Here is a 1,882-nt window from a genome sequence, read left to right on the forward strand (position 1 = left end):
CCTGATCCCGGATCACCAGCCCCACCCCCCTGCACCACCCCGCCACTCGGGAGCTGGGACGCTCCTGAGGCGTCCCAGCTCCCGAGTGGCGGGGTGGTGCAGGGGGGTGGGGCTGGTGATCCGGGATCAGGAGGCGGCGATCGCCTCGGTGACCGCGGAGCGGGCGTCGGCGGCGCTGTCGGCGGCGAGAGCGAGCTCCGCATACCGCTTGGCGTCCTCGAGGGTGTGCTCGGCCAGCTCGGCGCGGACGTCGGCGAGAGCCGACGGCGACATCGAGAGGGTGGTGGCGCCGAGGCCGACGAGGACCACGGCGAGCAGCGGGTCGGCGGCGGCTTCTCCGCAGATCCCGACGGGCTTGCCCAGCGCCGCTCCCGCGCGGCCGACCTCGCCGACGAGGCGGAGCACGGCCGGGTGCCACGGGTCCTGGAACGCCGAGACCGTGCCGAGCATGCGGTCGGCGGCGAGCGTGTACTGGGTCAGGTCGTTGGTGCCGATCGAGGCGAAGTCCGCGACTCCGAGGATGCGGTCGGCGAGCAGGGCGGAGGAGGGGACCTCCACCATCACTCCGGCGGTGCGGATGCCGAGCTCCCGCGCCATCGAGGTGAAGTAGCGGGTCTCGTCCACGGTCGCGACCATCGGCGCCATGACCCAGAGGTCGGCGTCGGTGGCGGCGTCGGCCTGGGCGAGGGCGGTGAGCTGGTCGCGGAGGATCTGCTCGCTGGCGCGGAGGGCGCGCAGTCCGCGGAGACCGAGGGCCGGGTTCTCCTCGTGGTCGTCGTTGAGGAAGCTCAGCGGCTTGTCGGCGCCGGCGTCGAGCGCGCGGACGACGACCTTGCGGCCGGGGAACGCAGCGAGTAGGCGCGTGTACTGCTCCGCCTGCTCGGCGACCGAGGGCGCCTCCTTCGCGTCGAGGAAGAGGAACTCGGTGCGGAACAGCCCCACTCCCTCGGCGCCGAGCTCGACCGCGTTCGCAGCGCCGTCGGCCGAGCCGAGGTTCGCGAGCAGCGGCACGGCGTGGCCGTCTGCCAGCGCGCCGGGGACGACCGGTGCGGCGAGCATCTCGGCGCGCTCGGCGATCGAGGACTTCGCGGCGCCGATCTCGGCGTCCGAGGGGTTCACCGTCACGACGCCGGAGGTGGCGTCGAGGATGACGAGCTGGCCGTCCCGCAGGTCGAGGGCGCCGGTGGTGCCGACGATGGCGGTGATCGACTTCTCCCGGGCGAGGATCGCCGTGTGCGAGGTCGGTCCGCCGTCGCTGGTGATCAGACCGAGGACCTTCTCGAGGTCGAGCAGCGCCGTGTCGGCCGGAGCGAGGTCGCGGGCGACGAGCACGAACGGCTCGTCCGACTCGGGGACGCCGGGAGCGGCGACGCCGCGCAGGTGCGCCACGACGCGCTGCGAGACGTCGTCGAGGTCGGTCGCGCGCTCGGCCATGTAGCCGCCCATCGCCACGAGCAGGTCGCGGAAGCCGGCGAAGGCCTCGTGCACGGCGCGCTCCGCGGTCTTGCCCCCGGCGATCCGCGCCTTGACGTCGTCCGCGAGGGACGGGTCCTCGGCCATCAGGGCCTGGGCGTCGAGGACGTCCTTCGCCGAGCCGCCGGCTCGCTCGCCGCGGTGGCGGATCGTCGCGGCGGTGGCGGAGAGCGACGAGACGGCGCGCTCCTCCTCCTGGGCGACGCTGCGGGTGCTGGCGGTGTCCTCGGGCTCGGGCAGCGGCTCCGGCATGCGCAGGACCGGCCCGAGGGCCAGCCCGCGTCCCACTCCGGTGCCCTGGAGCTTGGCGGAGGCGTAGGCGGTCTGAGGAGTGGACAGCGTCATGGGTGCTCGTTCCTGTCGTGCGGAGTGCGGGCGGGAGAAGAGGATGCGGGGGGCCGGGAGAGAG

General features: G+C 74.1%; 1 protein-coding gene. It reads right to left on the bottom strand.

The window, feature by feature from the left end:
- Positions 1-126 precede the first annotated feature (126 nt).
- Entirely contained in the window at positions 127-1,725 is a 1,599-nt protein-coding gene (gene ptsP / locus C5C53_RS16695) for a phosphoenolpyruvate--protein phosphotransferase (protein ID WP_258069271.1), read from the bottom strand.
- Between the last annotated feature and the right edge of the window lie 157 nt (positions 1,726-1,882).

Source organism: Rathayibacter sp. AY1E3 (assembly GCF_002932235.1).
Classification (GTDB): Bacteria; Actinomycetota; Actinomycetes; order Actinomycetales; family Microbacteriaceae; genus Rathayibacter.